Genomic DNA, 25,186 nt, shown 5'->3' with positions numbered 1-25,186 from the left:
GCTCAGAGATGTGTATAAGAGACAGGGACCGCACCGCCGGTGTCCGCGTCGTACTCGTGGGCCCGAAGGGTTCGGGTTCGAATCACGCGCTCGAGCAGCGGGTGGTCGCCGGTGCCGATATCGAACGTTTGCTGGAGCGGCCACTCCATAGCATCGGGATCGGACAGCCACGGAATGATCGCCCGTTCGCGGCGGTCGTACTCCCCGAGCCAGGCGAACGCGAACCGATCACCGTCCGTCAGTTCCTCGCGGAGCACGCGTTCGACGGTCAGCAGCGATGTGGCGTCGACCAACCGACTCCGGACACGGCTCACGAGGCGCTCGAGATCGTCGGGGAGGTCCCAGTCCGCAGCGACGGTCCCGTCGGTCGTGGCGCTCCCGTCGGCGTCGCCCTCGCGTTCGGTCGGCAGTTCGGCATCCGTCCCCGCCGCGATGTGTTCGGTGATCGTACTCGAGAGTTGCGTCGCCGAATCGCCGTCAGCTGCCGAGGTGTTAACTCGTGCCAGCACGGCACCGGTATCGCCATCCGTCTCCTGGTAGACGAACGTCGGCGTCCCCGACTCGACGGCATCGACGAGCGCGGCGGTGTTTGCGATCGTTCCCGCATCGATGACGACCGCATCGATCGACTCGTGATTGAGCCGGTCGATCGCGTCGACGAATCGCTGTGCGATGATGACATCGACGGGTGCGTCCGTCAGCGACAGCGTCAGCGACGCCCGCGTCGAGCGGTCGGCACTGACACAGAGTACGCGTGACCGACTCATATCGGTGGAAAGCTGGCGTGAAACATCTCTGGCGCGACGATAGCGTGTTTGACGGGGGAGATGACCCCGAACGGGATCGTTCTTTCGGCTGATCGGTTTCCCGCGGGAGTTCGGGGCGCGGCCCCGAGGCGGTTCACGGGGGGTCGTCCCATGGGACGAACGGACGATCGGCTGACGATCGCGCTCGTTCAGGGTGCCTGGCCGTAGATCAGGTTGCGCTGAATCTCGTTTGCGCCCTCGTAAATGACGGGGATTCGCGCGTCGCGGTACACGCGCGCGATCCGGCGTTCGTCGAGAACCGAGCGGCCGCCGTGGAACTGCATCCCCTGCTCGGCGACGTCAACGGCCGTCTCCGTTGCCTTCGTCTTCGCCATCGCGGCCCAGTAGCCCGCGTTGTCCTCGTTAGCGACGTTTTCGCGGGCTCGCCAGACGAGCGTCCGAGCGCTCTCGAACTCGACCAGCATGTCCGCGAGTCCGTGCTGGACTGACTGGAAGTCGCTGATCGTCCGACCGAACTCCTCGCGGTCGTGGGTAAACTCCCAGGCTTCCTCGATGGCGGCCGCCGCGATACCGATGCCGTGGCCGGCGACGGCGACGCGGCCGTGGTTGAAGAAGTCCGCGAGCAGCATGAAGCCGTCACCCTCCGACCCGATCAGGTTCGCCGCGGGAATCCGGCAATCGTCGAACTCGATGTGTGCCTGCTTCGAGGCGCGCATCGCCATCTTCTCGGGGATGTGCTCGGCCTCGTAGCCGTCCGTATCCGTCGGGACGATAAACATCGAGTGGTTGCCGTAGCGGTTGTCCTCGTCGTCGCCGGTGCGCGCGTAGAGCGTGATCCAGTCCGCTTCGACGCCGTTACCGATCCAGTATTTTTCGCCGTTGATGACGTACTCGTCGCCGTCTCTCTCGGCCGTGGTCTGCATCCCCGCGAGGTCGCTGCCCGTCTCCGGTTCCGAGACCGCCAGGCCGGACCGTTGCTCGCCCTCCGCGACGGGTCGAACGTATCGTTCGCACTGTTCCTCGGAGCCGTGCTCGTAGGTGATCTCGCAGCCGAAACTCGCCAACTGCAGCGTCAGCGCGATCCCCGCGTCGGCCCGGTAGAACTCCTCCGTCATCGCGAGCAGTTGGGCCAGGTCGAGCCCCCGCCCACCCCACTCCTCGGGGATGTCCTGTGCGACGAGGTTCGCTTCTCGACCCGCCTCGAGGATGGCCTCGGGGTACTCGCCGGACTGGAAGTACTCCTGGGCGTTGGGTTTGATGTGCTCCTGTGCGAACTCGCGGGCCTCTGTCTTAACGTCGCGTGCGTGTTCCGGGACGATGCTGTCGTCGAGTAGTTCCATACCCGCAAGACGGTCCGGCGGTGGAAATAGTCGAGGGCTACTATAGTGCAACCCGACCCCGCGCGTTGTCGCGGCCCGCTTCGATTACCGGAGCATGCGAACGAGATCGTCCGTCGACACTGCCGCATCCGCGTGCGCCTCGAGCAGATGGATGTCCCAGACGAGATCGGCCAACAGATGGGCGTAGAGGACGACGCCGGTCACGATCGCGAGGGGGCTGCTGACGGCAGCGGTCACCGGAACGACGACGCCGCTGATCACCACGTGGCTCAACAGTCGCGAGAGGACGCCCACGTCACCGGGCTCGAAAATCGCCGACTGATCGGTGACCGCTGCACGCGGGTTCGAGAGACAGAACCGAACGGCATCCCAGCGCCCGGTCTTGAACCGGGCGATGAGGAGGTGATCGAAATCGATGCAGACGCCGACGGCGGTGCCGTAGGCGACGACCGCCGCAGCCGGGACCGATCGGCCGAGCACGGAAACCGGCGGGAGCAGGACCGTCAGCACGCCGGCGACGACCAGCGAGATCGCTGCGTGATGGTTCGAGTAAATCGGGGCTCACCCAGGCTGACGACACCGTGTGGCTACTAAGTCGTCACGCAGCCGGTCAGTCCCGTGGCCCGAAATCGGCCCGACGACGACTCGATTAGCCGGCGAAGCCGGACAGCGACCACTCCTCGTCGCCGTCCTCGTCCGCGATACTCGGCGCGCTGACGAGCACGAACGCGCTCTCGCGGTCGCCGTTGCGGATCTGGCGCGTCGATTCGGGCGGAATCCACAGCGCGTCGCCGGTCTCCATCGCGACCGGCTCGTCGTCGATGACGACCGTCGCCGTCCCCTCGATGAGAACGTAGACCTCCTCGTGGTCGTTGTCCGTGTGGTCGTGGGGCTTGCTGTTCCAGCCGGGATCGCAGCGGGCGACCGTGACCCCCACCTGCTCGGTCTCGAGGGGATCGCTGAGAACGTGCATCGCGCTCGAGACCTGCTCGACCTCCTCGTAGTTGACTTTCCGGTATGTCATATCCCCTCATTCGCGAGGCCGACAGTAAAACCATGCTATCGACCGCAATCGGGTGTCGGGTCGGCGAGCCGATCGGCGAATCGCTCACGCGGCCGGTAGCCGACGATAGAAACGGTCTCCGCGGAACAGTGTCGTCTCGTCCTCGCCGACGGTCGTTCCGTCACACGTGGTGGTTCGCGGCATGTGTGCGCTCGCATCGGGAACAGCTTAGTGTGTTCCCGTTGGATCGGCTCCCGTGTCCCATCCAGTCCGGGCCGTTCGGCGTCGGATTCTGGCCGAACACGCGTCGATCATCGACGGAATCGACGCCTGTGCCGACGCGATCGCCGACCCCTGGGATACGTCCCGAACGACCGACAGCGACGCGGTCGCCGACGGCCTTCATCGGGCGCTCGAGGAGGCGGGGCTGCTTCGACTGCTGCCGGGCGTACTCGCCGACGCGGTCGACGCGACCGGGTCCCAACTCCGCGCCCGTCCCGTCCCGGAGCCGCCCTCCCTCGTCGTGACGAGTCGCGGGCCCGTGCTCAGGGCGACGATCGACCCGGGACGGCTCGTCGTCCGGTTCGACGCGTTCGATGTCGTTCGCAACGCCGAGCCCGGGCAGAAACCGGCCTATCGCCGACTCGACGGGATCGAACTCGCGGTCGCCCTCGAGTGACCGGGACGACCGCTCGATCGGTGACGGGTCGTCGTTCCCTTCCGCCCGGATGGGGCCAGCGGCCCCGACCGATCGCCGCTCGTTCCCTCGAGTGTAGTAATAACTCGGCTCGCTATAGCACTCCGTGTTGTTAACAGCGAAACCATCCAGCGGCCAGTATTAATAAGATCCACTCACGAGATAATAGCCCTTATACTTCGCTGGGCCGACTCATACGTATGAAGCTGACTCGACGTGCGCTGGTAAAAGGGGGTCCCGGCGCAGTTGCGACCGGAGCACTCGCCGGCTGTCTCGACGATGTCGGCAGCGTGAACGCGGCGTTCGACAGCGGGTACGCCGCCTTCTTTACCCTGTGGGACTGGGCCGACCGAGTGAGCGGCGACGCGATCGACTTCCGGAATCCGATCGGAACCGGCCAGGCCGGACACGGCTGGTCACCGAGCGGCGACCTCACTCGAGACATTGCGGACTCCGGTGTATTCGTCTACTTCGATACGCCCGAGTTCTCGTGGGCACAGGACATCGCGGCGACGCTCGAGGCCGACTACGACACGGTCACCGTGATCGACGGACTCGACGGGCTGGACGACCGACTCCTCGGCTGGGATCACGAGGTCGATGTCGGCGCTCATCTCGACGACCACGGCGACCATGACGATGCCAACGGACACCACGATGGGCACAACGATACCGGCGGGCATCATCACGGAGCCGATGACCACGATGGACACGACCACGATCGGTCGTCGATCGATCCGCACGCCTGGCTCGACCCAGTCCTCGCACAGGACATCGTCGACACCATCGCCGATGAACTCGCAGCGACGGACTCGGACAACGCCGAGACCTACGAGACCAACGCCGACGAGTACACCTCGAGCCTCGAGTCCCTCGACCGGACGTTGGGCGACCTGTTCGAGACGGCGGATCGACGGCTCGCCGTCTTCGCCGGCCACGACTCCTTTACCTACCTGCAGGAGCGATACGGGTTCGAACTTCACACGCCCGTCGGGGTCTCGCCCCAGGAGAACCCGTCCGCCGAAGAAATTTCCGAGACGATCGACCTGGTCGATGCGAACGGGATCGAGACGATCCTGTACGACCCCTTCGAGGCACCCGACAGCCGATATCCGCCGCTCGTGAAGACCATCCTCGAGGGGAGCAACGCCACCGACGCGATGCCGTTGACCCACCTCTCGGGCACCCTCGCGAAGTGGCACGAGCAGGGCTGGGGCTACCGGACCCAGATGGAAGAGATAAACGTCCCCGCGTTCAGAGAGGCACTAGGAGCACAGTGACCGTCGTCAGTCTCGAGAACGTGACGTTTGCCTACGCCGAGCAGCCGGCCGTCAAAGACGTCTCGCTGACGGTCGATGAGGGTGACTTTCTGGGGTTGGTCGGACCCAACGGGTCGGGGAAGACGACCCTCCTGCATCTCATGCTCGGCCTGCACAGTCCCGACAGCGGCTCGATCGAACTCTTCGGCGAACCGGTCGCCGCGTTCGACGACGGCGAGCGGATCGGCTACGTCTCCCAGCAAGCGACCAGCCGCGGCGGCTCGATGCCGGTCACCGTCCGCGAGGCCGTCACCATGGGTCGGTTCGCGCACGCGGGCCACGGGCGACTGACCGACGCGGACCGCGCGACCGTCGACGACGCCCTCGAGACGGTCGGCATCACCGACCTGGCCGACCGCCAGGTCACCCAACTCTCCGGCGGCCAACGCCAGCGGGCCTACATCGCACGCGCGCTGGCCTCCGAAGCGGACCTGCTGGCGTTGGACGAGCCGACCGTCGGCGTCGACGCCGAATCCCGTGACGCGTTCTACCAGTTGCTCGAGTCGCTCAACGCGTCGGGGATCACGATCATTCTGATCGAACACGACATCGGCATCGTCACGGACCGTGCAAACCGGATCGCCTGCATCAACACGGAGCTCTACCACCACGGTGACACCGAATCGTTCGTCGAAAGCGACGCCCTGACCGAGGCCTACGGTGCGACGGGCCAGGTCCTGCATCACCACCACTAATGGGACGGATCGGACCCTTCCGCCGCCGACTCGAGCAGGTCGGGCTCGGACTGACCGCGATCCTCGCGGTCGCGATGATCGGGCTGCTGACCGTCGATGCGCTGCGATCGTTCCCCCTCGTGGGCGGCCTCTACGACCAGGCTCGGATCGCGGGCCGATTGCTCGACTCCCTCCTCGGGACGAACGTCTTCTCCCATCCGTTCATGTGGCGATCGATCGCGACCGGTATCCTGATCGGGGTCGTCGCGCCGCTGGTCGGCACCTATCTCGTCCACCGCGAGATGGCCCTGATCGGCGAGACGTTGGCTCACACGGCATTCGCCGGGGTCGCGGTCGGTCTTCTCGTGAGCGCGGCGACCGGCTGGGAGGGATCGCTCATGCTCGTCGCGCTCGTCGTGGGAATCCTCGGTGCCCTGGGCGTCCAGTGGCTGGCCGAGCGGACCAACACCTACGGCGATGTTCCGATCGCGATCATGCTGACCGGGAGCTTCGCCGTCGGGACGCTCATCATCAGTTACGGCCGCGGAATGAGCGGGTTCAACGTCGAGGGCTACCTTTTCGGGAACATCTCGGTCGTCACCCCGTCGGGGGCACGGCTGATGGCCGTCATCAGCGTCCTCGTCGTCGGCGTCATCGTCGCGACGTACAAACAGTTGCTTTTCATCACGTTCGACGAGCAGGCCGCCCGCGTCGCGCGGCTCAACGTCACCTGGTACAACACGCTGCTGATCGTGATGACGGCGATCGTCGTCGTCGGCGCGATGCAGATCCTCGGCGTCATCCTCGTCGCCGCGATGCTCGTCGTCCCCGTCGCCGCGGCCACGCAGGTCGCCCACAGCTTCCGGGAGACGCTCTCGCTGTCGATTCTCTTCGGACAGGTGTCTGTTATCGGCGGCTTCACGGTCTCGATCTCCCAGGGACTGCCAACCGGCGGCTCGATCGTCGTCGTCGCCATCGCCTGTTACCTGCTCGCGATCCTCGCCTCGAGTCGATCGACGACGCCGCTCTCGACGCACTGAGACCCGTCACGGTCGAGTTTCCGTTCGGAACCAGGAACATCGAATGCCGCCGTCCGGGTGCCATGCTCGCGCCAGTACGCGACGACGGCTCGGACTCGAGCGGTGCGCTCCGGCGGCCGATCCCCGGCCGGAACCGTCGGCGGTCACGTGAATCCCGATTCGGTTCCCCGACGGCGGGAACATGCTACACCCTTAACAGCCTACTCCGCCAATCACCGACCGATGGGACGGTTATCCACACTCTTCGATCCCGAGACCGTCGGCGTGGTCGGTGCGACCGACCGCGAGGGCGCAGTCGGACGGGCGATCCTCGAGAACCTCAAGACGGGGTTCGACGGCGAGGTCGTCCCGATCAATCCCTCGCGCGACGAGGTGCTCGGGCTCGAGTGTCACGAGGATGTGCAGCACGCGCCGCCGATCGATCTGGCGGTGGTCGTCGTACCGCCCGATATCGTGCTCGACTCGATCCGCGAGCTCGCCGCGGCGGGCACCGACGATATCGTCGTCATCACCGCCGGCTTCGCCGAGACGGGCGGGGACGGTGCCAAGCGCGAACGGCAACTGCGCGAGATCGCCACCGAAAACGACCTCAACGTCGTCGGCCCGAACAGCCTCGGGATCATGTCGACGCCCACGGGCATGAACGCCACGTTCGGCCCCGAGGACGCCCGTTCGGGCTCGATCTCCTTTATGAGCCAATCCGGCGCGTTCATCACCGCCGTGCTGGACTGGGCCAACGAACAGGGGATCGGCTTTCAGGACGTGGTCTCGCTCGGCAACAAGACGATACTCGACGAGACGGACTTCGTCCGAGAGTGGGGCGAGGACCCCGAGACCGATGTCATCATCGGCTATCTCGAGGACATCGACGACGGGCAGGGGTTCATCGAGGCCGCGCGCGAGGTGACCGAAGAGACGCCGATCGTCCTCGTCAAGTCCGGTCGAACGGATGCCGGTGCCCAGGCCGCGTCCTCACACACCGGCGCGATCGCCGGCAGCGAACGGGCGTACGAAGCGGGTCTCGAGCAAGCCGGCGTGCTCCGTGCCCGCTCGGTACAGGAACTGTTCGACTACGCGCGGGCGTTGGCCGGCCTGCCGGAGCCCGAATCCGACGGCGTCGCCGTCGTGACCAACGCCGGCGGTCCCGGCGTGCTCACGACCGACGCCGTCGGCGATTCGACCCTCGAGATGGCCAGTTTCACCGACGAGACGATCGACCGGCTCGCCGCGGCGATGCCTGATGAGGCCAACGTCTACAACCCGATCGACGCGATCGGCGACGCCGACATCGACCGCTTCGGCGAGGCCCTCGAGATCGCACTCGAGGACCCGAACGTCGGCAGCGCGGTCGTCGTCGCCGCGCCGACCGCGGTGCTGCCCTACGACGATCTCGCCGAGACGGTGATCGAGCAGGTCGAGACACACGACACGCCGGTGGTCACCTGCCTGATGGGCGGTAAACGTGCTCGCGACGCCGAGACGACGCTACGGGAGTCCGGCATCCCGAACTACTTCGATCCCTCACGGGCCGTCTCGGGGCTCGACGCGCTCGCTCGGTACCGAGACAGCAGCGAGCGGACGATCGACGAACCCCGGACGTTCGATGTCGACCGCGAGCGCGCTCGCGAGATTCTCGAGCGTGCGCGACGACGGACCGACAACCGACTCGGGGTCGAATCGATGGCCCTGCTCGATGCCTACGGCATCCCGACCCCACAGGGGGAGATCGTCGACGATCCCGACCGCGCACGCGAGGTTGCCGAGCGCATCGACGGCGATGTCGTCATGAAGATCGTCAGTCCTGACATCACCCACAAGTCGGACATCGGTGGCGTCAAAGTCGGCGTGGCCGCGGCCGATGTCTACGACGCCTACGAGGATATCGTCGCTCGAGCCCGCAACTACCAGCCCGACGCGACGATCACCGGCGTCCAGGTACAGGAACTGCTCGACCTCGAGGCGTCGACCGAGACCATCGTCGGGATGAACCGCGACCCGCAGTTCGGCCCGCTCTTGCTGTTCGGCCTCGGCGGCATCTTCGTCGAAATACTCGAGGACACCTCGGTTCGCGTGGCCCCGGTCGACGAGGGAACGGCCCGCGAGATGGTCGACGAGATCCAGGCCGCCCCGCTGTTGCGCGGCGCTCGCGGCCGGGAACCCGCGGACATCGACGGCGTCGTCGAAACGGTACAGCGCCTCTCACAGCTGGTGACTGACTTCCCGTCGATCCTCGAGCTCGATATCAACCCGCTCGTGGCGGGCCCCGATGGCGTACAGGCGATCGACCTGCGACTCACCGTCGATCCGGACGAACTCGACACGGAGGAACCATGACCGACACCGATTCAGAACCCGACTCCACGGACGCCGATTCCAGTACCGACACCACCGACAGCGATCCCGTCGCCGCCACCAGCGGTGACGCCGAGACGCTGCTCGTCAGCTCGCTCGAGGAGAGCACCGGCAAGACGGCCATTACGCTGGCGCTCGCCCGCCTCGCGGCCGCCGACGGCGAGAGCGTCGGCTACATGAAACCGAAAGGTACCCGACTGCAGAGCAACGTCGGGAAGACCTTAGACGAGGACCCGCTGCTCGCCCGGGAGCTGCTCGATCTCGACGCCGAGATGCACGACCTCGAGCCGGTGGTCTACTCGCCGACGTTCGTCGAGCAGGCGATCCGCGGCCGCGAGGATCCGGCCGAACTCCGCGACCGGGTCCGCGAGGCGTTCGAGACGCTCACGGCGGATCACGACCGACTGTTCGTCGAGGGCGGCGGCCGGTACGACATTGGCGGGATCGTCGACCTCGCCGACGCCGATATCGCGACGCTGTTGGACGCACGCGTCCTGCTGGTCGCGCCGTACGAGAGGCCGGCGGACGTCGACGACATCATCGCCGCCGCCGAGACGTTCGGCGACCGCCTCGCCGGTGTCGTCTTCAACGACGTTCCCGACGCGGTCTACGACAGCCTCGAGACGGACGTCGTCCCGTTCCTCGAGGGTCGCGGAATCCCGGTCTACGGCGTGGTCCCGAGCGAGCGGGAGTTGTCCGGCGTGACGGTCGCCGAACTCGCCGATGAACTCGGTGCCTCGACGCTCGTCGACGATGGCCAGGACAACTACGTCGAACGGTTTACCGCTGTCTCTTATACACATCTCTGATGGCGCGAGNAGATGTGTATAAGAGACAGTCGTCGGCCAGGCCAGCGAGAAGGACGTGCCGATCCTGTCGGTCCAAACGGACACGCTCACCACCGTCGAGCGCGCCGAGGATGTCGTTCGCAGCGGGCGCACGCGGGACGCCGAGACCGTCGACCGGATGGAACGGCTGTTGGCCGATCACGCAGCCGTCGACTCGATTCTCGGATAGGGGGTCCCGTCCCGAGCCGGAATGGGACCCGGCCCGGCCGTCCCTCGAGCGAGTCGGCGGCGTCGTTTTCGCGCCGCTGACTGTCGTGTCTGACCAAAAGTTAAGAGTCCGCCACGCATGAGGCCACTTATGGACGACATTCCCCAAGAGATCACGTCTCTCGTCGGCCGCGAGGTGTACTCGAACAACGGCGTCTTCGTCGGCGAAGTCGAGGACCTTCGACTGAACGTCGACGGCGAAGCCGTCACTGGCCTAGCGCTGGCGAAATTAAACGGCGAACTGTTCGCGGAGGAAGCCCGCAGCGGACAGGGGATCATCGTGCCCTACCGCTGGGTCCGCGCCGTCGGCGACGTCATCCTCATCAACGACGTGGTCGAGCGCGTCCGCGATCCCGACGAGGAAGAGGACGAACTGCTGGCCTGATTGGGGCCCGAATTCGGGATTCAGCTCCCGTTCGAGCTTTCGCTGCTGCTTCCCTCGACGCCCATCGCGTCGAACAACGTCCGCTTGACCGCTTCTTCGGTCAGTTCGAGCAACGTGTCCCGCGTATCCTCCGAAATCTCGATCCCGGTGAAAATACCCAGCGGGATCTCCGCGCTGGCCTGGGTCGAGTGGCCGGCCGTCTCGCCGATCTCGCCGTAGGCGTCGGCCAGCACCTTCCCGATATTGATTCGAATGTCCTTCGACCGGCCGGCGAGGAAGATCGTCTCGTCGGCGATGCCGAACACCGCGGTCGTGGTGACGCCCTCGAGGTTCAGGAGGTGGCTGGCGGCCTGGGTCAGCGCCTCGCGGTCACGGACGAAGCCGGCGTTGGAGACGAGATGACTCCCCTGGACGTCCCGGTTCGTAATCGCCTCCGCGAGCACGTCGAGGGTTTCGGGGGACATCGACGGGGATTCGACCTGCTCGAGGGTATCGTGGTTGGCGAAGGGGTAGAGATAGGCGGCGGCGGTCAGGTCGGCGGGCGTCGTGTCGCGTTTGAAATCCAGGGTCTCCGCGCGGATGCCGTAGAGCAAGGCGGTCGCGACCTCCTCGGAGACGTTCATGTCGAACTCCTGAATATACTTCGTCATGATCGTCGACGTCGAGGACATGTTCGGCCGGATGTCGACGAACTCGGGTTCGACCCCCTCCTCGGTCTCCGTTTCGTGATGATCGATCACGATGTCGACCGGGAGTTCCATCTCGCCCGAAGTCGCGTGATCGACCAGGGCGACGGTGTCGTAGACGGAGTGATCCTCGATCTCGTCCCACTGGACGAGATCGATGCCGAGCAGGTTGACGAACGCCCGGTTCTCCTGGTGGCCGACATCGCCGAGATAGATGATGTCGGATTCGATGCCGAGGTGTGTCGCGATCGCCTGCAGTGCCGCCGCGCTGGCGATCGAGTCCGGATCGGGACTGTCCTGGGTGATGATCGCCAGTCGCGTCGCCGTCTCCTCGACCAGATCGGCGAGTTTGCCGGCGTTGTACTCGAGTTCGCCCGACTCGAGGGCTCGCAGCGCGGATTCGGCGATGACGGAGGACGGATTGATGACGATGTCGGCCCCGAGCTCCGAGAGTTCGTCGCCGGAGACGGGGTCGCTCGCGCGGGCGACGATGAACTGGTCAGCACCGCTCTCGCGGATGTGCTCGACGGCGCGTTTGTTCGATTCGACGTTCGAGGCGAGAATGAGGACGACATCGCGGTCGGCCACCAGATCGGCGATCTCGGCGTCGCGAATGTCGGCCGTCTTGGCGTCCATGTCCTGGTCCCGCAGCGATTCGACGCGGTTGTCGTCGCGGTCGATGATGGAGACGTCTTTGCCCTGTTCGACGAGTTCCTCCGCGACCGCGTATCCCACGCTCCCACAGCCTAAGATAGCGTAGTCAGAAATTGACGAAATCGTAACCCCCGTGCTCATTGCCCGAGTGGTCGGACCGGTTGCACTTAACGCTCCCGAAGGCTCCGATGGGATGAGAGTGTCGGCCCGACGACTCGAGGGCGAGGGTCATCCCGCGTGGATCACTGCCACGGCGGCTGCCAAGGGAAACGTATTTGAACGACCGACGGAAAGTCGGAGGTACAGGGCCGGTAGCTCAGTCCGGCAGAGCGTCTGACTCTTAATCAGACGGTCGCGTGTTCAAATCGCGCCCGGCCCGCTTCTCCAAGGAACAGTTCACGACGAGCGCCGCGGCCAGAGCGATTCGAACCATAGGGAAAGCGAAGTCTCGAGAGCGAAGCGATCGAGGATGGGGTGCGTAGGTTCCAAATGAGAATCGCCGCTGTCCGGTAGCGTTACTAATATCATGGGTGAAGTGCCGTCCAAATGGAGATATCAACTCGAATATAGGTCGAAGCTGCTTTGAGCGCGCACGCCGTGCCAGTGTGGTGTGTCGGCGACGGGTAGAATGGAGGACTGTCACACTAATGTTCGAGCGTATCAGCGACACTGTGACGAGACGATGCGATGACTTCTCGAGTCTGGTCGCGCTCCGATTTGAACAGGACTTCGTCGGGCAATATGCCGCCGACACTGATAAGTAAATCCGCTGTACAGAGCAATTCTGTCGAGACGTTTTTCACGATTGGGAGTCAGTCACGGAAATCAGACCCAGGGCAAGAGTCGGTCCGCAACGGTCTCGATACTATCACCGGAACGGGCAAGAAGTACTGTTCGGTCAGTCCGATGTACTACTGTTCGAGGAACCGAACCAACGAGACGGCGGTGCAAGGCTCCCTGACGTGTCGCGCCGAAAACGATCACGTCATGGTCACTAGCCGCCTCAACAATGCCTTCGGTGATCTCGTTACCATCGTGAATCTCCGACTCCATCTGAATCCGAGGCCCAGGCGCTTCTTTGAGACTCGTTTCTGCACTTGCAATGTGTTCGCGTGCTGTCTCGGACGCCGTCTCGGAAGCGGCAACTGAAAACACATGGACGGCTGCGTCGTTGCGAGCGGCAATCGCCTTCGCGACGGATGCTGCCGGACGGACGTGTGGACCGCCAGCCACTGGCAAGAGAATGGAATCGACACTGTTCGCCTCTTGGCCGATTCGTTCGACGTAGAGGTCACACGGTGCCCGCTCGAGAAGCCGATCGATAGTAGTCCCGAGGACGGCATCCGTTCGGCGTTTCCGCTCTTGCCAACCGACAACGAGCGCGCGCGCAGTGGTCTGCTCAACTGCTGTGAGGACGCCATCGGCAATCGATCGGCCGACGATGAGTTCACTCGTTACCGTGACATCGTCAGGGGCAACGGTGGTTGCATCGTTGAGTATCTTCTGGCTGGTTCCCGAATACTGTTCGATAATCGTGTCATCAGTATAGAGTGAAAACGGTGAGTCGTGGGGTTTGGCGATCACGGAAACGATTCGGACGAGGCCATCGGTCACCCGGGCGAGGTCGCCAGCCGTCCGGACCAATTGCTCTGCGTGGTCAGGGTTACCGACTGCGACCAGTATCGGTCGAGGTTTGGATGTGTGCCCCATATATGTTACTTCGTGCCATGACACTGAATACCCCTGGGCCACAGACGACTGTGACTGAGCGTATTGGACCCGGCCCGCGTTTCCTATCGCACGATCTCCCCGGAGACCCCATCATCGAAGCCGATGGTCCGCTTTGCAGACGGGCTCGGTCGGACCGCCCTCTAAGACGACACACGACGTACCTCGAGCCACGATGCCCGTCATCTATGACGGACTCGAATTCGAGCGGCTTGGCCACGCGAGCGTCCGTATCGAAACCGACGACAGGACCGTGGTCTACGTCGATCCGTGGGGCGAGATACTCGAGGGCGACCCCGCGGACGGTGACGTGGTCGTCGTCACGTACGACGACATGGACCACTACGACGCGGCTGCGATCGAGGCGGTCGCGGGGACGGACGTGACTGTCGCGGCCTACGAGGCGATCGACACCGACGACCTCGAGGCCGACGGGATTCGCGTCGAACTGTTCTGACCGACCGTCGTCTCACTCGGTCGCGTCCGTCGCATCGGACGGCTCGGGCTCGTCGACCATCGCGCGGAGATGCTCGAGCAGGAGGCCGAACCCGTCCGGTTTGATCCAAGTAGTGACAGCGCCGTCCGCCTCGAGTTCGGCGAGGAGTCGGTCCTCGTCGCGGACGGGAACCGAGAACTCGACGGGTTGGTCGAACCGGTCGTCGTGTCCGTCGATCAGGCGCTGTGCCTCCGCGAGTTCCCGGCGGACGTACTCGTAGGCATGCATCGACTCGGTGTCGTCGCCGACGACGAACCGGCGGGTTCGCCCGTCGTCAAGCTGGAGTCTGACGACGCCCGACTCGATGCGGCCGTCCTCGAGATACTCCGTCAGTACGTCCTCGAAGAAGTCGGTCGTCATCCGATCGCCTCGCAGTTTCGAGTCCGAGTGATCCGTCGTCATGGGTGCAACTATCGGGTGAGTTATAGAAGGCTGTACCGGCGACTCCTATACGCTGGGAACCGCAGCTGATCGTGGCCGACCTCAGACCTATTTGTGAGGGGTGAGAGGAGCGAATTTTGCCGACGGGATGCATCTTCGCGGAACGGAAAAACTCCGCGACGAACATCTTCCCGTGATCTCTCACGAACTCGAAACGTTGTGCCCCGGTTATAGGTGCGTGCTCCAGAGGGTCGATTGGAGAAGTGCCCACAATGTCACGATCCGAGTCACCGGCCGAGTCGATTGCGGAGCAGGAGGACCGAATCAAGCGCCACTTGAGCGCTTCGAGGGAGATCGCGGAGCGTCTCGAGTTCGACGACGAACTCAGCTTCGAGATGGGGTTGCCCAGTCCGGGCCGTCGGACCTTCATCAAGACCAGCGGCGTCGTGGCGGCGTCGGCGGCACTGGCGGGCTGTGCCGGTGACGATGACGACGACGGGCCGGAGTCGACGGCCGACGAGGAGTCGTCCGACGAGGAAACGGCGGACGCCGAACGAAGCGAAACCGTGCAGTTGGCCGCCAAGCAATACGAGTTCCAGCCACAGGAGATCCGGGTCGCGCCGAACACGGAACTCACGATCGAGTTCACGAAGGCGACCTTCGAGGAGAACGACGACTTCACGATGCATACGTTCTACCTCGAGGATCCGTACGACATCGGTCCCATCGAACTTCCCGAGAATACGGACGACGAACTCATCGATTCGGTCACGTTCGTCACCGACGAGGAGGGCACGTTCGATTTCGAGTGTAGCGCCTACTGCGGGGACGGCCACGCCCAGATGAACGGTCAACTGTACGTCGTCCCGGAGGGGGAGTCCGTCAACGAGGTGGACTTCACCGACATGGGGACGCTGAAGGAGCGCCACGAGATCCTCAAAGAGGAACGCGAACTGGCCCAAGAGCCCCAACACGACCTCGACCTGCGGGACATCATGGTCGTCACCGAGCGCAACAACGCCTCGGTCGCGATGATCGATACGGTCAACGACCGACTCATGGAGCGCGTCGAGAACGTGGGGAAGGCGATTCACGTCCACGACTTCCATCCGGAACTGCCCGAGCAGACCCGGGAAGGCGCGTACGTGTACACACAATCTCGGCAGGGCGAGATGTACAAGATAGACCTGTTCGACTTCGAGCGGGTCGCCGTCGCCGATGCCGGGACGGACGCCCGGGACATCGCCGTCTCCCGGGACGGGAACTACGTGATCGGCGGGTTCTACAACCCGAACCATCTGGTCATCTGCGACGCCGAGACGATGGAGCCGATCAAACGGATCCCGACTCATACCGTCAACCCGGACGGCAAGAGTCTGGGGAGCCGCGTCTGTTCGCTGTACGACGTCCCCGAGGAGGGGCTGTTCCTCGCGGGCCTGAAAGAAGGTGGGGAGGTGTGGCTCATCGATTACACCCAAGAGGACTTCCCGGTCGTGGCGACCATCGAATGCGGTCGCACCCTCCACGACGGGTTCTTTACCGAGGACGGCCGCTACTTCATGATCGCCTCCCAGACGGACAACCAGATGGACATCATCGACACGCAGGCACGCAGCCACGTCGCCGCGATCCCGATGAACGGGGTGCCCCACCCCGGTCCGGGCGCGCTGTACCCCGACGAGGATCTCGCCTTTACCACCCACGCCGGTTCGCCGAGCGTTGGCGTCTGGAACACGGAGACCTGGGAGGCGGAGAAGATGATCGATGTCAGGGGCTCCGGGCTGTTCATCCGGAAACACGAGCACAGCGACTACGTCTGGGCTGACGTCATCCTCACCGACAGCGAGGACGACGCCTACGTCTACACCATCGATCCCGACACTCTCGAGGTGGATCAGGAGATCGACTGTAGCCAGTGGGGAGCCGCGGCCGCGATCCATCCGGAGTTCAGCCGCGATGGCGAGAAGGTCTACATCAGCGTCTGGAAAGGAGAGAACGAATCGATCCTCGTGTTCGATCCGAACACGGGCGAGTTGCTGACTCAGATCGAGGACCTGCTGGCACCGACCGGCAAGTTCCTCGGTGTCCGCGCGGAGGGGCACTGACCGCGATCGACCGTTCCCACAGGCCCATGCCCGAGAGACATTCCGACGCGATGACGACGACACCGGCGCGACGAGGACCGGGACCGCTCGCACTCGTCAAGCACCTCCGCGGAGAGGGGCTGACGGTGATCGACGCGGCCACCCACGAGCCGCTCGGCCGGATCGGCGACGGCCGCCAGCCACACGCGCTGGCCGTCCGTCCCGGTGGCCGCTGGGCGTACGTCCCCTACATGGGGTCGAACACGCTCGAGATTCTCGACTGCTGGACGCTGTCCGTCGCGGACCGCGTCGACGAGGTCGGGACTGCGCCCGTGGGAGCGGTGCTGAGTCGGACGGGACGGTACCTGTTCGTCAGTACCTACGGCGGTCTCCCGGGCGACGACCGCCCGGGACTGGCCGTCTTTCGGACGGCCGGCGAGCGGGTCGAACCGGTCGCCGGACTCCCCGTCGGGAAGGCCGCCGGCCTCGCCGTCGACGCCGGCAACGACGTGTGGGTCGCGCTGCGAGACGATGACGAATTGCTCCGGCTCGGCGGGACGCCCCCGTTCGACGTTCTGGATCGGTTCGCGGTCGGTGCCGGGCCGCAGGACCTGACCCACGAACCGACCCGGGGATTGCTGGGCGTGAACAACGCCGACGGGGACAGCGTGACCGTCGTCGATACGCGTGCGGCGGCGGTCCTCGGGACGGTCCACGCCCCGAACCCGAGAGGCGGGACCGCCGTGCCGGGCAGTGACCGGTGGGTCGTCGGGGACACGGCGGACGACGGCCTCACGGTCATCGACCTCGAGGCGGTCCGACGCGGCGAGACCGATGCGACAGCCACGGACCGCATCTCGCTGGGGACGCCCACGGCCTTTCCCGACGTCACCGCCGACGGCTCCTTGCTCGCCGTCGACGCGTACGACGACGACCGCGTCGCGTTCCTCGACCCCGCGAGTCTGGACGTCGTCGCGCGCGTCGAGACCGGGTCGACGCCGCGCCACCCGCGGTTCAGTGCGGACGGCCGGGTCTGTTACGTCCCCAGCGTCGACGCCGACACCGTAACCGTCGTCGACGTCGACGGTGTTCGAGTTGGCGACCCCGATCCGATCGTGGCAACAATCGACGTGCCCGATGGGGCGGCCCCTGCGGGCTGTTTTCGTACCGATAGAGGACGATACCAATGACACCAGACACCGACACCGCGAGCGACCGCTCGTCCGGCACGCCGACGATCGTGAAAAACGCCGCGAGCAGCCACTTCAGCGCGGTCGATCTCGCTGCGGGCGAGGTCGTCGCGGATCTCGGCGAGGGCCGATACCCACACACGGCGCTGTTTCACCCGAGCGAGCCGGTCGCGTACCTGTTGTACATCGCCAGCGCCCATCTCGAGGTGGTCGATCTCGACCGGCTCGAGACCGTCCAGCGTCTCGATCGGCTCGGGACGATGCCCGTCGGGAGCGCACTCGGTCCGGACGGCGACGCGCTGTTTGTCGGGACCGCGGTCGACCTACCCGAGGCGTCGGAGCCAGGCGTCCTCGCGTTCGCGATCGGTGAGGACGGCCGGCTCGAACCCGCGGGAACGCGGCCGCTCTCGCGGAGTGCCGGCATGCGAATCGGACCGGATGAGCGGCTCTACGTGGGCCAGAAGACCGAGAACGAGATCGCCGTCCTCGGTTCCGATCCCGGCCTCGACCTCGCGGCCGAGATCCCGGTCGGCGCGGGGCCACACGACCTGTACGTCCTCGAGACGGGGCTGGTAGTCGTCAACCACGCCGGCGGGTCGTCGGCAGCGTTCGTCGACCCGGCCACGGAACGGGTACGCTGTACCGCCGAGACGGGAACGAACCCCCACGGGTTCGCCGTCGCCGACGGGCTGGACTACCGGTACGGGCTGTTCCCGGCCCGCGAGGACGACCGCGTCGCCGTCGTCGATCTCGAGGCGGTCGCGGCCGGTGACGACTCGCCGACCGAACGGCTGCTCGATGTCGGGACGACGACCGGCTTCGCCGCGACGACGCCGGACGGCCGCTACGCGATCGTCGACTCCTACGAGGAGCCGTTCGTGACGATCCTGGACCTGACCGACCTCACGGTCGCCGGCCGCGTCGATGTCGGCGGGGAACCGCTTCACGTCGTCTTCGGCCCCGACGGGCAGGAGTGTTACGTTGGGAACATGGAACGGACCGATCTCGCGGTACTGGACACGCGGCCGCTGGCCGACGATCGTCCGGCGGACGTTGCCGTCGGCCGCCGAATCGACGGACTCGGCGCGAAGCCGAGCGGTATCTTCCACCCGGAGGTGGACCAATGATCGATCTCACGCGACTCATCAGAGGGCTCGACAACCGACCGGAACAGATCCGATACGAGAAGCACCGTGCGAGCGACGCGCTCGTCCCGCTTGTCGTCTGGAACACGACCCCCGCCTGTAACCTGCAGTGCAAACACTGCTACTTCGGGGCCTGCGACGAGCGCGACAGCGAAGAGCTGTCGACGGCCGAGGCCAAGTCGTTCATCGACTCGCTGGCCGCGGTGAACGTCCCGGTACTCGTGTTCAGTGGCGGCGAGCCGTTCTTCCGCGACGATATCGCCGAACTGACTCGATACGCGTCCGCGCGGGGAATCCGGCCGATCGCCTCGAGCAACGGCACCTTCCTCACCGAGGAGCGCGCGCAAGCGGTCGCCGACGCGGGGATGCAGTACGTCGGCGTCTCGCTGGACGGCGTCGGGGCGACCAACGACGAGTTCCGCGGCGTCGACGGGGCTTTCGAACGGGCCCGCAACGGGCTCCGCAACGCCCGCGACGCTGGAATGGGGACCGGCATCCGATGTACGATGACCGAGGGAACCGTCGACGACGTGCCCGACGTGATCGACCTCGCCGTCGCGGAGGGGATCGACCGGGTGAACGTCTTCCACCTGATCTACTCCGGGCGCGGCGGGGACATCACCGATGCCGACCTCTCCGTCGAGCGCACGCGAGAGGTCGTCGATGCCCTCTACGAGCGCACCAAAGCCCTCGCCGAAACCCACCCGGAGATGCAGATCCTGACCGCCGGCAACTACGCCGACGCGGTCTATCTCTACCACCGGATTCGGGAGGACATGCCGGGCCACGCGGACCGGGCGCGAAAACTCCTGTTCGACGACGGCCCGGGTCGAGTGGTCAAGAACGGCGACGCCGGCCCCAAGGTCGTCAACGTCGATCACCGCGGCGACGTCCACCCGAGCATGTTCCTCTCGCAGTACACGCTCGGGAACGTCCGCGAGCGCCGCCTCGACGAGATCCTCGCCGACAGCGACCTCTGGGACGAACTGGCCGAGCCGACCGACCACCTGACGGGGAAATGCGGCCGCTGTCCCTGGAAGGAGGTCTGTGGCGGGAATTCCCGGGCCCGCGCCGCAGCAGTCCACGACGACCTCTGGGCTGAAGACCCCCGGTGTTATCTCACCGAGGCCGAGTACAGCACCGACGAACTGCCGACCGATCACGCGCCACCGGTCGACACGACCGCGGCACTCGAGTAGGCCGATGCACGTACCCGACTCAGCATCATCGGACGCGAGGCTCGAGTCCGACCCGTCGCCGATCGCGGCGGTGCCAAAGAGCGTCCGCCGACTCGCGTGCTATCGGCTCGACCACGAGACCCGCTCGACCGGGGAACTGGGTGCGATCGGCCCGGACGACCCCGTCGCCGCCGCCCGGCGGATCGCGGCCCATGACCGCGTTACCGAAGCGGTCGTCCTCTCGACGTGTAACCGCGTCGAGGCGTATCTCAGCACGCGTACACCCGCTGATCGGGACGCGGGACTCGAGGCCGCACGCGAGTCGCTGGGCGATCCCGACGGCGCGCTGACTGAGACCGGACTCGCAGTCGTCGACCACCTGTTTCGCGTCGCCTGCGGCCTCGAGAGCGCGGTCATCGGCGAGGCACACGTCCTCGGACAGCTCCGTCGGACCTTCGAGACGGCGCTCGAGGCGGACCTCGCCGGCGGGGTGGTGACCCGAGTCGCCGACGCGGCCGTCTCGGTGGGCCGACGCTGTCGCGACGAAACCGGGATCGCCGAGGGAACGGTCGGCTACGGGAGCGCGACCTGCGAGGCCATCGCCGACGCGGGCGGCGTGCCCGACCGCCTCGTCGTCGTCGGTGCCGGCGACATGGCGACCGAGGTGGCGAAGGCCGCCGACCACCGCTGGGACTGCCGCGTCGACGCCGTCAACCGCTCGGCCGCTCCGGAGCTTCCGACCGACGACGGTCGGGACTGGCCGCTCGAGGCCCTCGAACGGGCGCTCGCCGACGCCGACGCGATCGTGACGGCGACGGGCGCGCCGGACCCGGTGGTGACCCCCGAGGCGATGCGGCGAGTCGGGTCGGAAACGCCCGTCGTGGACCTTGCAAGCCCGCCCGACGTTCCCGAGGCCGTTCGGCGATCGACCATACCGGTCGTAGCTCTCGACGCGATCCAGCGTCGGATCGAGGCGGCCGTGACGGATCGGCGGGCGGCGGTCCCGGCGGTCGAGGATGCAGTCACCGACGCGGTCGCGGCCTTCGTCGACCGGGAACGCGAGAACCATGCCGAGGACACGCTCCGCGAACTCCACCGGGCGGCGGCCGCGATCCGCGAGCGCGAACTCGAGCAGGCCCGAACCCGACTCGAGAACGGGGCCGATCCCGAGACCGTGCTGGCGGACTTCGCCAGCGCGCTGACCGGCTCGCTCCTCGGCACGCCGACCGAACACCTCCGAACGGCCGCCCGCGAGGGCGACGATGCGGTCATCGACGCCACCCACCGGCTGTTCGACCTCGACGGCGATCGCGAGCGGTCGGAGTGACCGCGGTCGTTGGCACCCGGCCAAGCGTCGGTGCCCGATCGCGTGTCGCACGTCCCGGCGGCCGTCGGTTTCGCCGTCCGCCGCCTCCGTTTCGTTCCGCCCTCGAGCGGGGGAGCGGCTGCGCGTGTCCCGTCGATCCGCATGCACCGCCACTCATTTGAAAAACCGCCATCAGCCGGAGAGTCTCTCGCGGCGCGCTATCCGAACAGGTCTTCCCCGCGAACCGACGATGGACACGTATGAGTCAGGATGCGAGGCTGCGAGCCGTCTGTCTGGCGGGGCCGAGCGACGCCGGCAAAACGTCGCTCGTCGAGGAACTGGTGGAACGGCTGGCCACCGATGGCCGCATCGCGACCGTCAAGTCGATCCATCACGACATCGAGATCGATACGCCGGGCACTGACACCCACCGCCACCGGACCGCGGGTGCCGAAACCGTCGTCGGTATCACGCCAACGTTGACCTTCGATATTACGACACGGGGGAAGCGGGACCCGCCCGAGCCCGACGGGGACGCGCTCCTCGAGTCCGACGATCCGGAGGGACGGGCGCTCGCGAGCACGCTCGAGCGACTCGCCCGACGCGGGTACGACACCGTCCTGGTCGAAGGGTTCGCCGAGTCGCCGCTGCCGACGATCCTCGTCGGGACTCGCGAGCCGGCCGCCGTCGGCGGCCCGATCGTCGGGTACGGCGACGATCCGATCGAGGACCTCGTCGAAACGATCCGCTCGCTCGACGGACTCGAGGGAGTGACCGATGCCCGGTCGAGTGACGATCCGGACGACTGAACCGACCGGCCGGTGGGGACCCTGGCGGAGCGACAGTCGAAGACGGTGATGTCCATCGAGTGTGACCACTACCGGTTGCTTTCTCACGAGATAGGAACTGAAACCAGTTGTATTTGTGCGCTTACTCCAACGGGACGTATGGACAGTCGCAACGGCTGCGTCGAGCCCGGCCCGCGGAGCCGCCGGCGCGTTCTCGCCGCGACGAGCGGACTCGCGGCGGGACTGCTCGGGGTCGCGGGTTGTCTCGGCAGCGCTGACGGCGTTCGGGTGCTCGCCGCCGGCAGTCTGGCCGCCGCCTTCGAGAACGGCGTCGGCCCGGCGTTCGAGTCCGCGTCCGAACTGCGGTACGAGGGCGAGTACTACGGGACCAACGCCGTGATGCGGCTGGTCGAAGACGGGACGAAGCATCCGGACGTGGTGATCGGTGCCGACGCCGAACTCCTGCGGGAGCGTCTCTATTCCGACCACGCCGACTGGGACGTCGAGTTCGCGGCGAACGAAGTCGTGATCGCCTACGTACCCGAGACCGACATCGGTTCGCGACTCGAGGCCGGCGAGCCGTGGTACGAGGTCTTCGCGGCCGCCGACGAGGGCGCGATCGCGATCAGCGACCCGGACCTCGATCCGCTTGGCTACCGGGCGCTCCTCCTGTTCGAACTCGCCGAACGCGAACACGGACTCGAGGGCTTTCGCGACGCGATGGCCGAGAAAGTCGCCCGCGTCGCCGACGAGCCTCGACTGCTCGCCGGCCTCGAGAACGGCGATCGGGCGTGTGCGGTCGCCTACAGCAACATGGCGGCCGAGCGCGATGTCGCCGTCCGGCGGCTGGACGACGCCTACAACTTCGGCGATGCCGCGTTCGCTGACCGATACGCGCAGGCGAGCTACACTACCGACAGCGGCCACACGGTCGAGGGGTCGCCGGTCGTCTACAACGCGACGGTGTGTTCCGACGCCGACGCCCCGGCTGCGGGCCGGGAGTTCGTCTCCTTCCTGCTCGAGAACAGTGCGCTACTGGCCGAGCACGGTCTACGCGTCGACGATTCGCTGCCCCGGTTTCACGGGGACCCCCCGGAGGCGATCGGGCCGTGAGTCACACGGACCGCACCCGGACCGATGCACCGGAGCGAAACGGAGACGCGACAGGTGCCGATGCGGACCCCCGGTATCGCGCGGGCCGCGAGTGGCTTCCGAGCGCGCTCGCCGTCCCGGCGCTGCTCGGTGCGCTGTTGCTCGCCTACTTCGTCGTCCCGTTCGCGGTCTTTCTGCTCCGCATGCGAGACGTCGCTGTCGTTGCCGGGCTTTCGGACCCGGCGGTTCGGGACGCGATCGGGACATCGCTGCTGACGGCACCGATCTCGACGGCCATCGCGACCGTCCTCGGCGTCCCGCTGGCGTACGTCCTCTCGCGGGCGTCCTTTCGGGGCAAGCGGCTGGTGGAAGCGCTCGTCTTGCTCCCGCTGGTCATCCCCCCGATCGTCGGCGGCGTGATGCTCCTGACTGTCGTCGGTCGATACACGCCGATCGGTGCGGCCGCCGCGGCCGTCGGACTGCCGTTGACCGGGAGCCGCGCCGGCGTCGTCCTCGCCCAGACGTTCGTCGCCGCGCCGTTTCTCGTCGTTACCGCCCGCGCGGGCTTCGACGGCGTCGATCCCCGCCTCGAGGAGGCCGCGCGGACGCTGGGATACGGCCGCCTCCGGACGGTGTGGCTGGTCTCGCTACCGCTGGCGCGCAACGCCATCGCCGCCGGAATCGTGCTGACGTTCGTCCGGGCGCTCGGCGAGTTCGGCGCGACGACGATGGTCGCATACACCCCCCGAACCATCCCGACCCAGATTCGCGTCTCGTTTATCGCCCGCGGGATCGACGCGATCGTACCGATCGCGCTCGCCCTGCTCGCCGTCGCCGTAATCGTCGTCGTCGCCGTCCAGTTGCTGGTCGGGACCCCCCGTCGCCGCTGAACTGCCGCGTTCACGACGGTGTCGATGATCGGGTTCGAACCGATCAGAACGCGTGTAATTCGCTCTAACCGTCTCTAAGTGGTTTGGAAGTGGGGTTATGGACATCGTCGTTCAAGCAGCGGGTGAGACTCATGACATCCATCGCAGACATCGAGATCCCGGCCGACGGAACCGGTACCGGCGAACTGTTCGAGGCCGTCCCCTCGTTGACGTGTGAAATGGAGCGGGTCATCGCCTCGAGCGGCCACGGACTCTGGCTGTCGGGTCCCTCCCAGCCGGAGATCGAATCGGCCCTCGACGAGGCCTCGGCGATCGGCACCTACTCCCTGATCAGTAGCGACGAGGACCGCTGGCTCTACGACATCGAGTTCGAACCCGACACCGTCGACCCCTTCGAGTTCACGCTCGAGGAGAACGGCACGGTACTGAGCGCCTCGGCGTCGAACGGCACGTGGCTGCTCAGCGTCCGCGTCGTCGACCGCGAGAGCGTCAGTTCGCTGTACGATCGGCTCGACGACAACGGCGTCACGCCGACGATCGTCCGCCTGTTCGACCTCGCCGAAGAGAGCCACTCCCAGTGTGGCCTGACGGCCCGCCAGTACGAGACGCTGGTCGCGGCGATCGATCACGGCTACTTCGAAATCCCTCGTGAAGTCTCGATGCAGGAACTCTCCGAGGAATTGGATATCTCCCATCAGGCGCTCTCCGAGCGGCTGCGCCGCGCCTACCGCGCGCTGGTTACCTCCGAACTCAACGTGACCGAGGAGGACACCGCCGCCCCGCCGGTCCCCTCGAACTGACTCTGCGCCGACCCCGTCATCCAGCCCAACGGCCGACTCGATGCTTGTGTCCCGCTCGAGCGAGCGCGAACGGCCCCGCGTGGGTCGTCGCTCGAGCGTCGTGCCCTTCTGGCCCCGCGAGCGATGCTGCACGGCA

Annotated in this window: 22 protein-coding genes, 1 tRNA gene and 3 pseudogenes; 18 read left to right on the top strand and 8 right to left on the bottom strand. The window is 66.2% G+C overall.

Going from position 1 to position 25,186, the window contains the following annotated elements:
* Window positions 1–2 precede the first annotated feature (2 nt).
* The 4 genes from C486_RS19230 to C486_RS19215 all read right to left on the bottom strand — a co-directional run bounded on the left by C486_RS19230 (window position 3) and on the right by C486_RS19215 (window position 3,131).
* Window positions 3–767, bottom strand: a complete 765-nt coding sequence (locus tag C486_RS19230; RefSeq protein ID WP_008459222.1) for a signal transduction histidine kinase — start codon at window positions 765–767, stop codon at window positions 3–5.
* A gap of 188 nt (window positions 768–955) precedes the next feature.
* Window positions 956–2,107, bottom strand: a complete 1,152-nt coding sequence (locus C486_RS19225) for an acyl-CoA dehydrogenase family protein (protein WP_008459220.1) — start codon at window positions 2,105–2,107, stop codon at window positions 956–958.
* 84 nt (window positions 2,108–2,191) lie between these two features.
* A complete protein-coding gene (locus C486_RS19220; RefSeq protein ID WP_008459219.1) occupies window positions 2,192–2,617 on the bottom strand; it encodes a hypothetical protein in 426 nt (141 codons plus the stop codon).
* Between the two features lie 139 nt (window positions 2,618–2,756).
* The gene (locus C486_RS19215; protein ID WP_008459217.1) at window positions 2,757–3,131 is read right to left on the bottom strand and encodes a cupin domain-containing protein; all 375 of its coding nucleotides are present in this window, start codon (window positions 3,129–3,131) and stop codon (window positions 2,757–2,759) included.
* A 235-nt stretch (window positions 3,132–3,366) separates the two neighbouring features.
* Between C486_RS19215 and C486_RS19210 the strand changes: the two genes are divergently transcribed.
* The 7 genes and pseudogenes from C486_RS19210 (at window position 3,367) to C486_RS19180 (ending at window position 10,632) form a co-directional block, all read left to right on the top strand.
* Window positions 3,367–3,789 (top strand): hypothetical protein, encoded by a 423-nt coding sequence (locus tag C486_RS19210; RefSeq protein WP_008459215.1) that lies wholly within the window; start codon window positions 3,367–3,369, stop codon window positions 3,787–3,789.
* A gap of 218 nt (window positions 3,790–4,007) precedes the next feature.
* On the top strand, window positions 4,008–5,087 hold the full coding sequence (locus tag C486_RS19205) for a metal ABC transporter substrate-binding protein (RefSeq protein ID WP_008459213.1): 1,080 nt from the start codon (window positions 4,008–4,010) through the stop codon (window positions 5,085–5,087).
* Entirely contained in the window at window positions 5,084–5,821 is a 738-nt protein-coding gene (locus C486_RS19200) for a metal ABC transporter ATP-binding protein (protein ID WP_008459211.1), read from the top strand. The genes C486_RS19205 and C486_RS19200 overlap by 4 nt, the downstream gene beginning before the upstream one ends.
* Entirely contained in the window at window positions 5,821–6,840 is a 1,020-nt protein-coding gene (locus C486_RS19195; protein ID WP_008459209.1) for a metal ABC transporter permease, read from the top strand. Before C486_RS19200 ends, C486_RS19195 begins: the two co-directional genes overlap by 1 nt.
* Before the next feature lie 222 nt (window positions 6,841–7,062).
* Window positions 7,063–9,174, top strand: a complete 2,112-nt coding sequence (locus C486_RS19190; protein WP_008459207.1) for an acetate--CoA ligase family protein — start codon at window positions 7,063–7,065, stop codon at window positions 9,172–9,174.
* Window positions 9,171–10,209 (top strand): annotated as a pseudogene (locus tag C486_RS19185) (AAA family ATPase). Before C486_RS19190 ends, C486_RS19185 begins: the two are co-directional and overlap by 4 nt.
* A 129-nt stretch (window positions 10,210–10,338) precedes the next feature.
* Entirely contained in the window at window positions 10,339–10,632 is a 294-nt protein-coding gene (locus C486_RS19180; RefSeq protein ID WP_006186607.1) for a PRC-barrel domain-containing protein, read from the top strand.
* A gap of 20 nt (window positions 10,633–10,652) precedes the next feature.
* On the opposite strand, the gene C486_RS19175 is transcribed toward C486_RS19180, so the two are convergent.
* Window positions 10,653–12,113 carry a DHH family phosphoesterase gene (locus C486_RS19175; protein ID WP_008459205.1) on the bottom strand — a complete coding sequence of 487 codons (1,461 nt, stop codon included), beginning with the start codon at window positions 12,111–12,113 and terminating at the stop codon, window positions 10,653–10,655.
* 164 nt (window positions 12,114–12,277) lie between these two features.
* On the opposite strand from C486_RS19175, the gene C486_RS19170 reads away from it, so the two are divergent.
* Window positions 12,278–12,351, top strand: a tRNA-Lys gene (locus C486_RS19170).
* A 271-nt stretch (window positions 12,352–12,622) separates the two neighbouring features.
* Here the strand turns inward: C486_RS19170 and C486_RS22710 are convergent.
* Window positions 12,623–12,712: pseudogene (locus tag C486_RS22710) on the bottom strand (amphi-Trp domain-containing protein); the annotation flags it as partial.
* Window positions 12,713–12,797: 85 nt separating this feature from the next.
* Window positions 12,798–13,682, bottom strand: a complete 885-nt coding sequence (locus tag C486_RS19165) for a universal stress protein (RefSeq protein ID WP_014865229.1) — start codon at window positions 13,680–13,682, stop codon at window positions 12,798–12,800.
* 193 nt (window positions 13,683–13,875) lie between these two features.
* Here C486_RS19165 and C486_RS19160 point away from each other — a divergent pair.
* Window positions 13,876–14,139 (top strand): annotated as a pseudogene (locus tag C486_RS19160) (MBL fold metallo-hydrolase); the annotation flags it as partial.
* Between the two features lie 30 nt (window positions 14,140–14,169).
* On the opposite strand, the gene C486_RS19155 reads toward C486_RS19160, so the two are convergent.
* A complete protein-coding gene (locus C486_RS19155) occupies window positions 14,170–14,598 on the bottom strand; it encodes a hypothetical protein (protein ID WP_008459198.1) in 429 nt (142 codons plus the stop codon).
* Between the two features lie 251 nt (window positions 14,599–14,849).
* Between C486_RS19155 and C486_RS19150 the strand changes: the two genes are divergently transcribed.
* The 9 genes from C486_RS19150 (at window position 14,850) to C486_RS19110 (ending at window position 25,050) form a co-directional block, all read left to right on the top strand.
* On the top strand, window positions 14,850–16,682 hold the full coding sequence (locus C486_RS19150) for a cytochrome D1 domain-containing protein (protein ID WP_008459196.1): 1,833 nt from the start codon (window positions 14,850–14,852) through the stop codon (window positions 16,680–16,682).
* A 26-nt stretch (window positions 16,683–16,708) separates the two neighbouring features.
* Window positions 16,709–17,851: a YVTN family beta-propeller repeat protein gene (locus tag C486_RS19145; RefSeq protein WP_008459194.1), complete on the top strand. Its 1,143-nt coding sequence runs from the start codon at window positions 16,709–16,711 to the stop codon at window positions 17,849–17,851.
* Window positions 17,848–18,978, top strand: a complete 1,131-nt coding sequence (locus tag C486_RS19140; RefSeq protein WP_008459192.1) for a hypothetical protein — start codon at window positions 17,848–17,850, stop codon at window positions 18,976–18,978. Before C486_RS19145 ends, C486_RS19140 begins: the two co-directional genes overlap by 4 nt.
* Complete coding sequence (locus C486_RS19135; protein WP_008459191.1) at window positions 18,975–20,195, top strand: radical SAM/SPASM domain-containing protein; 1,221 nt, start codon at window positions 18,975–18,977, stop codon at window positions 20,193–20,195. The genes C486_RS19140 and C486_RS19135 overlap by 4 nt, the downstream gene beginning before the upstream one ends.
* A gap of 4 nt (window positions 20,196–20,199) precedes the next feature.
* The gene (hemA, locus tag C486_RS19130) at window positions 20,200–21,501 is read left to right on the top strand and encodes a glutamyl-tRNA reductase (RefSeq protein ID WP_008459189.1); all 1,302 of its coding nucleotides are present in this window, start codon (window positions 20,200–20,202) and stop codon (window positions 21,499–21,501) included.
* A gap of 239 nt (window positions 21,502–21,740) precedes the next feature.
* Window positions 21,741–22,289 (top strand): molybdopterin-guanine dinucleotide biosynthesis protein B, encoded by a 549-nt coding sequence (gene mobB, locus C486_RS19125; protein WP_008459187.1) that lies wholly within the window; start codon window positions 21,741–21,743, stop codon window positions 22,287–22,289.
* Between the two features lie 138 nt (window positions 22,290–22,427).
* On the top strand, window positions 22,428–23,381 hold the full coding sequence (locus C486_RS19120; RefSeq protein ID WP_008459184.1) for an extracellular solute-binding protein: 954 nt from the start codon (window positions 22,428–22,430) through the stop codon (window positions 23,379–23,381).
* Entirely contained in the window at window positions 23,378–24,250 is an 873-nt protein-coding gene (locus tag C486_RS19115; protein WP_008459182.1) for an ABC transporter permease, read from the top strand. The genes C486_RS19120 and C486_RS19115 overlap by 4 nt, the downstream gene beginning before the upstream one ends.
* 131 nt (window positions 24,251–24,381) lie before the next feature.
* The gene (locus C486_RS19110) at window positions 24,382–25,050 is read left to right on the top strand and encodes a helix-turn-helix domain-containing protein (RefSeq protein WP_008459181.1); all 669 of its coding nucleotides are present in this window, start codon (window positions 24,382–24,384) and stop codon (window positions 25,048–25,050) included.
* Window positions 25,051–25,186: the final 136 nt, after the last annotated feature.

Origin of the sequence: Natrinema gari JCM 14663 (genome assembly GCF_000337175.1) — an archaeon.
Lineage (GTDB): Archaea > Halobacteriota > Halobacteria > Halobacteriales > Natrialbaceae > Natrinema > Natrinema gari.
Note: the sequence above shows the minus strand (reverse complement) of the source record. Positions and strands in the feature narration are given on the sequence as shown.